The organism is uncultured Halomonas sp., from assembly GCF_947501415.1.
In the GTDB taxonomy this organism is placed as follows: domain Bacteria; phylum Pseudomonadota; class Gammaproteobacteria; order Pseudomonadales; family Halomonadaceae; genus Halomonas.
Map to the genome: position 1 here is coordinate 1 of NZ_CANMVL010000026.1, position 7,808 is coordinate 7,808.

8 protein-coding genes are annotated in these 7,808 nt (G+C 64.7%); 3 read left to right on the forward strand and 5 right to left on the reverse strand.

Features of this window, described 5'->3' with window-relative positions:
• Nucleotides 1–69: 69 nt before the first annotated feature.
• On the reverse strand, nt 70–807 hold the full coding sequence (gene purN, locus Q0894_RS13990; protein ID WP_299236448.1) for a phosphoribosylglycinamide formyltransferase: 738 nt from the start codon (nt 805–807) through the stop codon (nt 70–72).
• Nucleotides 804–1,868, reverse strand: a complete 1,065-nt coding sequence (purM, locus tag Q0894_RS13995; RefSeq protein ID WP_299236451.1) for a phosphoribosylformylglycinamidine cyclo-ligase — start codon at nt 1,866–1,868, stop codon at nt 804–806. Before purM ends, purN begins: the two co-directional genes overlap by 4 nt.
• Before the next feature lie 124 nt (nt 1,869–1,992).
• Between purM and Q0894_RS14000 the strand changes: the two genes are divergently transcribed.
• Nucleotides 1,993–3,072, forward strand: a complete 1,080-nt coding sequence (locus tag Q0894_RS14000) for an AI-2E family transporter (RefSeq protein WP_299236453.1) — start codon at nt 1,993–1,995, stop codon at nt 3,070–3,072.
• Nucleotides 3,069–3,770 carry a DnaA regulatory inactivator Hda gene (gene hda / locus Q0894_RS14005; RefSeq protein WP_132042436.1) on the forward strand — a complete coding sequence of 234 codons (702 nt, stop codon included), beginning with the start codon at nt 3,069–3,071 and terminating at the stop codon, nt 3,768–3,770. Before Q0894_RS14000 ends, hda begins: the two co-directional genes overlap by 4 nt.
• Nucleotides 3,771–3,774: 4 nt before the next feature.
• On the opposite strand, the gene ehuB is transcribed toward hda, so the two are convergent.
• From ehuB to Q0894_RS14020, 3 genes are all read right to left on the reverse strand, one after another.
• A complete protein-coding gene (gene ehuB, locus Q0894_RS14010) occupies nt 3,775–4,659 on the reverse strand; it encodes an ectoine/hydroxyectoine ABC transporter substrate-binding protein EhuB (protein ID WP_299236456.1) in 885 nt (294 codons plus the stop codon).
• A gap of 234 nt (nt 4,660–4,893) precedes the next feature.
• The gene (locus tag Q0894_RS14015; RefSeq protein ID WP_299236458.1) at nt 4,894–5,445 is read right to left on the reverse strand and encodes a carboxypeptidase-like regulatory domain-containing protein; all 552 of its coding nucleotides are present in this window, start codon (nt 5,443–5,445) and stop codon (nt 4,894–4,896) included.
• A gap of 171 nt (nt 5,446–5,616) precedes the next feature.
• A complete protein-coding gene (locus Q0894_RS14020; protein WP_299236460.1) occupies nt 5,617–5,997 on the reverse strand; it encodes a phasin family protein in 381 nt (126 codons plus the stop codon).
• 201 nt (nt 5,998–6,198) lie between these two features.
• Between Q0894_RS14020 and Q0894_RS14025 the strand changes: the two genes are divergently transcribed.
• On the forward strand, nt 6,199–7,578 hold the full coding sequence (locus Q0894_RS14025) for a class II fumarate hydratase (protein ID WP_299236462.1): 1,380 nt from the start codon (nt 6,199–6,201) through the stop codon (nt 7,576–7,578).
• Nucleotides 7,579–7,808: the final 230 nt, after the last annotated feature.

The window sequence follows — 7,808 nt, forward strand, 5'->3', positions numbered from 1 at the left end:
TCCAGCTTCCAGCTTCCAGCTTCCAGCTTCCAGCTTCCAGCTTCCAGCTTCCAGCTTCCAGCTTCCAGCTTACGGCTCCAGATCCTCGTCCAGCTCCTCGGCGGCATCGGCATGGGACATGCGCAGGCCCTGGGGCGGTAGCGGCGTGCCATCCAGGGTCGCCCCCTGGCCCGTGAACTGCAGGCGTCCCTCCAGGCACCACTTCACGGCGATGGGGTAGATCAGGTGCTCCCGGGCATGCACCTTCTCCTTCAGCGTTTCCTCGTTCTCCCCTTCGGCGAGTTCGACCACGGCCTGCATCAGGACCGGTCCGCCGTCGAGCTCCTCGGTAACGAAGTGCACGCTGCAGCCGTGCCGGGTGACGCCGTCGGCCAGTGCCCGGGCATGGGTGTTGAGGCCCTGGTAGTCGGGCAGCAGCGACGGGTGGATATTGATCAGCCGTCCCATGAAGCGCTGGACGAAACGCGGGGTGAGAATACGCATGAAGCCGGCGAGGACGACCAGGTCCGGCTCGTGGCGCTCGATCACCTTGATCAGGGCTCCATCGTAGGCATCGCGGCTCTCGTACTCGCGGTGGGGCAGCACCACGGCATCGATACCCGCCTCCCGAGCACGAGTCAGCCCGTAGGCATCGGGCTCGTTGGAGATGACCGCGACGATCTCTCCACCCAGTTCGTCGTGGGTCTGGGCATCGATCAACGCCTGAAGGTTGCTGCCGTTGCCGGAGATCAGCACCACCACCCGACGGGTATCGGCGGGTTCGGGGGTGAAGTCCTGCAAGGTGTCGCTCTCGTAACGCTCGCTCATCCTGCCAGGTTCTCCAGTATCACCTGTTCACCCTCGGCCTCGCCGGCGACGATCTCACCGATGCGGTAAACCGTCTCGCCCTGTGCCTGGAGGTGGGCACGCGCCTCGTCGGCCTTCTCGGCCGGCACCACGATGACCATGCCGATGCCGCAGTTCAGTACCCGGTACATCTCCTCCTCGGCCACATTGCCCTGCTCGCGCAGCCACTCGAAGACCGCCGGGCGCTCCCAGGCGGTGACATCGACCCGGGCGGCGAGGCCTTCGGGCAGTACCCGGGGCAGGTTCTCGGTGAGGCCACCGCCGGTGATATGGGAGAGGGCATGCACCGGAACGGCACTCTCCTTGATCAACGACAGCAGCGGCTTCACGTAGATGCGTGTCGGCACCATCAGCGCATCGCCCAGCGACTCGCCGTCGAGTTTGGTATCCAGCGAGGCACCGGAGACCTCCAGGATCTTGCGAATCAGCGAGTAGCCGTTGGAGTGAGGACCGGATGAGGCCATGCCCAGCAGCACGTCTCCCTCGGCGACTCGCTTGCCGTCGAGGATCTCGGACTTCTCCACGATGCCGACGCAGAAACCGGCCAGGTCATAGTCGCTGCCGGTATACATGCCAGGCATCTCGGCGGTCTCGCCGCCGACCAGGGCGCAGCCGGCCTTCTCGCACCCGACGCCGATGCCTTCTACCACATCGGCGGCGATCTCCACATCGAGCTTGCCCGTGGCATAGTAGTCGAGGAACTGCAGCGGCTCGGCACCGGCCACGACCAGGTCGTTGACACACATCGCCACCAGATCGATGCCGATGGTGTCGTGGCGGCCCAGATCCATGGCCAGACGCAGCTTGGTGCCAACGCCATCGGTGCCCGAGACCAGTACCGGCTCGCGGTAGCCCGCGGGCAGTTCACAGAGGGCGCCGAAGCCACCTAGTCCACCCATCACTTCCGGCCGGGTGGTACGCTTGGCGACCCCCTTGATGCGGTCGACCAATGCGTTGCCGGCGTCAATATCGACACCGGCGTCCTTGTAGCTGAGCGAGGGGCGTTTGGAGGAGTCGGTCATCGGGAGTCCTGTCGGGTAGTCGATGCAGCGTGAGTCGCTGCATGGTAGGCAAATCAGGGCCAGAATTGTAGCATCACCGCGCACGGCTGGCAGCCCGTCGGCGGTCGCGAAACAAGGAGTAGCAATGCGCAGGCAGTGGTGGGTTGCAGCCGGGGTGGCAGCGCTGGCGTTATGGTTCCTTATCAGTATCGAGCCGGTGTTGATGCCGTTCTTCGTCAGCATGGTGCTGGCCTATCTCGGTGACCCTCTGGCCGACCGCCTGGAGGCCCTGGGACTCTCCCGTCGACTCTCCGTGTCGCTGGTGTTCCTGCTGCTGACACTGGTCATCGTGGTCGCCCTGCTGCTGGTCGTGCCGGTGCTGGGGCGTCAGCTCGGCCAGTTGGTGGAGTCGCTGCCGGCGGTGCTCAGCTGGGTGCAGCAGACGATGGTGCCGAGGGTCCAGTCGCTGACCGGCCTGGACCTCACCACCGATATCGACGCCCTGCGTCAGGCGGTGGTGGATAACTGGAAGGAGACCGGGACCTTCGCGGCGACCCTGCTCTCGGGGGTGTCGCGCTCGGGTCTGGCGCTGGTCGGCTGGATCGGCAATCTGGCGCTGATTCCAGTCGTCACCTTCTATCTGCTGCTCGACTGGGACGTCCTGGTGGCCAAGGTGCGTGACTGGCTGCCGAGGCGCTGGGAAGATACCGCGAAGCGCCTGGCCGGCCAGTGTGACGAGGTGCTGTCGTCGTTCCTGCGCGGCCAGCTGATCGTGATGCTGTGCCTGGGCATCATCTATGCCATCGGCCTCACGCTGCTGGGGGTGCGTTTCGGCCTGTTGATCGGCCTGCTGTCGGGGCTGGCCAGCATCGTGCCCTATCTGGGGGTTATCGTCGGCATCAGCGTGGCGGGGGTGGTGGCCTTCTTCCAGAGCGGTGAGTGGTGGATGTTGCTGGGCGTGGCCGCCGTGTTCGGTTTCGGCCAGGTGGTCGAAAGCGTGGTGCTGCAGCCCAAGCTGCTGGGCGACAAGATAGGTTTGCATCCGGTGGCGGTGATCTTCGCGGTACTGGCCGGTGGCAATCTGTTCGGCTTTACCGGAGTGCTGCTGGCGCTGCCGGCCGCGGCCGTGATCATGGTACTCTTGCGGGAACTCAATACCCGTTACAAGAGTAGTGCCTTGTACGACGAGACCCACAATCATCGCCACGACAAGGAGTCACCATGAGCCGCGCGCCCGCGCAGCTGCCACTGGGCGTGGGGTTGCGTGACGATGCCACCTTCGCCAACTTTCACGCCGGCCCCAATGCCACCTTGGTGGGGCGCCTGACCCAGCAGCTGGAACAGGAAGGGGAGCCCTTTCTCTACCTGTGGGGCGCGCCGGGCGTGGGGCGCAGCCACCTTCTTCAGGCGGCCTGCCATGGGGCCTCGGATCAGGATCGGCGTGCGCTGTATCTGCCGCTGGAGGAGCTTGGCCACTTCCCCCCGCTGATGCTCGAGGATATCGAGCGTCTGGATCTGGTGGCCATCGATGATCTGGAGCGGGTGGTGGGCCGGCCACGCTGGGAGGAGGCGCTGTTTCACGCCTACAACCGCCTGCGTGATGCCGGCAAGCGACTGATAGTGGCCGCCGAGGCGCCACCACGCCAGCTACCCGTGAAGTTGCCCGACCTGGCCTCGCGCCTGACCTGGGGCGTGACCTTTCATGTCCAGGGGCTGGATGATGCGGGGCGCCTGGCTGCCCTCCAGCTACGCGCTCGGGTGCGTGGCATGCTGCTCACCGATGATGTGGCTCGCTATATCCTGCACCGCGGCCCACGCCGGCTCGACGAGCTGTTCCGCCTGCTGGAGGAGCTGGATCGGGCCTCGCTCTCCGCCCAGCGCAAGCTGACCATTCCCTTCGTCAAGCAGGCGCTGGGCTGGTAGGGCGTCAGCGCTGGGCCTGGCAGAGCGTCGTGGTATCGAAGCGATAGGAGTAGATGATGTCCTTGGCCAGGAAGCCATAGCGGGACAGCGTTTGCTCCCAGTCGCCGTGGTGCTTCTCCTCCTCAAGCGCCTTGTTTACCGCGTCGCGCAGATCGTCGGCGTCCTTCGGGAAGGCGAAGCCGCCCCAGTAGCGGATCTCCTCTCCGTTCACTACCGGGTCGCTGAAGTTGAATTCCGCTTCCAGTTCGGGATGACGGGTCTCCAGAGCGGCGACGGTCATGCCGGTGGCTGCAAAAGCGTCCGCGCGCCCCTTCAGGAGTGCGTCGACTGCCTCATCGAGTCGCTGCACGATGAGGATGCGCTCCCCCGGAACGCCCAGGGTGTTGAGAATCTCTTCCTGAACGGTGCCCGCCTGGACGGTGACGCGAATCGTGTCGGGGCGTTCGGCGAAGTCCTCGTAGCGCAGGATGCGGTTGGGGTTGGAGGCCAGGACCAGCAGTCCCTCCCCGTAGGAGGTGTTGGGCTCGGAAAAGAGCACGCGTGAGCAGCGCTCGGGCAGGATCGCCATCTCCGCGGCGGCCATATCGAAGCGTCCGACCTCCAGGCCGGGCATCAGGTTGGCAAACTCCGTGACCACCCAGTCGATCTCGTCGATGCCGAGCCTGGCAACGATGCGGCGGATGATCTCCGGGCCGACGCCGAGAACACGGCCGTCCTGGCCGAGGTAGCCGTAGGGACGTTCGTCGGCGATGGCGATACGGATGCTGCCCTGCTCACGCAGGGCAGCCAGGCGCTCGGCGTGGGCCGGGCCAAGAAGCAGCAAGGAACAGAGAAGGCAGAGGGTAAGGCTGACGATGCTTGTCGCCAGTCGCTGGGGAAGGGTTGCCATGGGTGAGACTCCCCGCATGGCATCGCGTCGCTTGCGTGTGGCGTTACCGGATCAGGGGGGGCGCGCCCGGCGGCGAGATGCTGCGTTGTTATTGTCGATAATGATCATCATGTTGGTGATCTCAGGGTGAGGCCGCCGTCGGCGGCCTTCTTAAGCGTAGAAGGAAAGTTGATGGGCTGCATCGAGCCCCAGTGTTAGGGTGACTGTCTCCGACCGCCCGCTTCGTGACTTCGGTCAGCGCGACAGCTCTAACTCCCTGTGCTGTCCGCTGCCCAGCGAGATCTGGCGGATTACCACCCTGGGCTTGCCACTCTGGGGGTCGGCGCCGGCGCCCGAGACGTAGAACTCGCCGGCGGGCAGGCCGGTGAGCCGAAAATAGCCGTTGCCATCGGTGCGCGTGGTATGGGTGTACTCCCTCGCCCTGGGGTCGGCGGGTTCCACGGCGATGCCGGCCAGGGCCTTCTCGGCAGCTTCCGCCGAGTAGCTGGTGACCGGTGCCACCGAGACGCCGGCATCGGGAATGGGTTGCCCGCTCAGTGTCAGCCGACCGGATACGACTGCGCTGCCCTGCTTGTCGAGGCTGGCATACTCGTCCTCCGGAAAGGCGACCTCCCTGGTGGCGCGTGAAGGCGTCGCTTCGCGGCGCTCCTGGCGAACATCCCGAGGAGCGTCGCGCTGGGTTTCACCTCGCTCGATGACTTCGATGCGCTCTGTGGGGGCGGGGGGGACGACCTCGCAGCCAGCCAGTACCAGTGCCGCCAGAACGAGGGGGATATGGCGTTTCATGATGAGCTTCCTATCCGGTTTCGTGTCGATGGGGCGCCCCGTGCCTCGACCAAGGGTAGCGTAAAAGGGGCGCCGAAGGCAGGTCGTCACCAACGAAAACCGCCGCCCTGGTGGGGCGGCGGTTCAGGCTCTCGAGGAGCGCGGGGAGGGTAGCCCTCCTGGTGTCAGCGGTTACTGGCTGGCCTTGGTGCTGGCCGCCTGAGCCTGCTTGACACTCTCCTCGGTCAGCTTCTGGCTCTGCTGGACAAAGTCCTGCTGCAGGGTAGCGACCTTTTCGGCATCACCCTTGAGGCGCTCGGCCAGGTCCTTGGCGACCTTCTGCTGGCCTTCCATGTAGGAGCGCAGGCCTTCGGCATCCTTGACGCTCATCAGGTTGCGAAGCTGGGCCAGGCCGGTATCGGTGTAGGCCTTGGTGGCGTCCAGCTGGGCATGGGCCAGCTTCTCGCTGTAGTCCACCGCCAGGTTGGCATAGGCGCGTGCCGGGGCGAAGAAGATGGACTCGAACTGCTTGGTGTCGAAGGCCTTGGTGTCGAAGTTGAAGGCGTTCATCATGGTGGAACCTCCTGGTTTCACTGTGCACATGGGAGCGATTTCTGCTCTGTTGCAATGCACAATAGCAGAGCGTCTTGTGCAGCGCAACATCGATATCGCCAATTATCTCGACGAGCGCAGGGAGAGGTGGGCCTTGCCGAATTCGTCCGGCGGCACCATGGTGGGAGGGAGTCATTCACTGCCCACATCAGGAGGCGAGAGATGAGCGCGACGCGTAGCGAACGTGACAGCATGGGGACACTGGAGGTGCCGGCGGAGGCGCTCTATGGGGCCCAGACCCAGCGTGCGGTCAACAACTTCCCGGTCTCGGGTCAGGCGATGCCGCCCCCCTTCATCCATGCCATCGCCCGCATCAAGCTAGCCGCTGCGCGGGTAAATGCCGAGCTTGGCCTGCTCGATGCCGAACGCGCGGAGGCGATCGTCACCGCCGCCGAGGAGGTGATTCGTGGTGAGCATGATGATCACTTCCCGGTGGACGTGTTTCAGACAGGCTCCGGCACCTCCAGCAACATGAATGTCAACGAGGTGCTGGCCAACCTTGCCAGCCGTGAGGGGGTAGAGGTAGGCCCCAATGACCATGTCAATATGGGGCAGTCCAGCAACGACGTGATTCCCACCGCCATTCATGTCGCGGCGGCGCTGGAGGTGACCAACCGGCTACGGCCCGCCCTGGTGCATCTACGTGAGACCATCGACCATCGCGCCACTGAGCTCGATTGTGTGGTAAAGACCGGTCGCACGCATCTGATGGACGCCATGCCCTTGCGCATGAGCCAGGAGCTGGGTGGTTGGTCAAGCCAGCTGGGGCAGGCGATCGAGCGGTTCGACAGTGCCCTGGTCAGGCTCTGTCGGCTGGCCCAGGGAGGCACGGCGGTGGGAACGGGGATCAATGCCCATCCGGAATTTGCCACTCGTATGGCCGCGGAACTCTCCGCCCAGACCGGTCTCGCCTTTACCCCCAATGACAGCTTCTTCGCCAGCCTGGGCTCACAGGATGCGGCGGTGGAGCTCTCCGGCCAGCTCAGGGGCCTGGCCTGCGTGATCATGAAGATCGCCAATGACCTGCGCTGGATGAACTCCGGTCCTCTGGCGGGCCTCGGCGAGATCGAACTGGAGGCCCTGCAGCCCGGCAGCTCGATCATGCCGGGCAAGGTCAACCCGGTCATTCCGGAATCGGCGGCCCAGGCGGCCGCTCAGGTGATCGGGCTCGATACCGCGATTACCGTTGCCGGGCAGAGCGGTAATTTCCAGCTCAATGTGATGCTGCCGCTGGTGGCTCACAACCTGCTGAGCTCGATCACCCTGATGAGCAACACCGCCTGGCTGCTCGGCGATCGAACCATCGCCACTTTCCAGGTGCGTGAAGATAACCTCGCCGAGCCGCTGTCACGCAATCCCATCCTGGTCACGGCGCTGAACTCGGTGATCGGCTACAACGCGGCGGCTGCCATCGCCAAGCAGGCCTATCAAGCCGGCAGGCCGATCATCGAGGTGGCTGAGGAGCAGACCGAACTCTCCCGCGAGGAGCTGGAGCGGCTGCTGGATCCCGTGGCACTGACCCGAGGGGGGATTCCGGAATAGCCGGGCGAAGCCCGAAGCTGGAAGAGCGTCGCTTCGCTACTGGAAGCGAGAAGCTGGAAGAACCCCTCCTGACCCAATGCCGGTGGGTTCATGCTGCTTTCCAGCTTCCAGCTTCCAGCTTCCAGCTTCCAGCTTCCAGCTTCCAGCTTCCAGCTTCCAGCTTCCAGCTTCCAGCTTCCAGCTTCCAGCTTCCAGCTTCCAGCTTCCAGCTTCCAGCTTCCAGCTTCCAG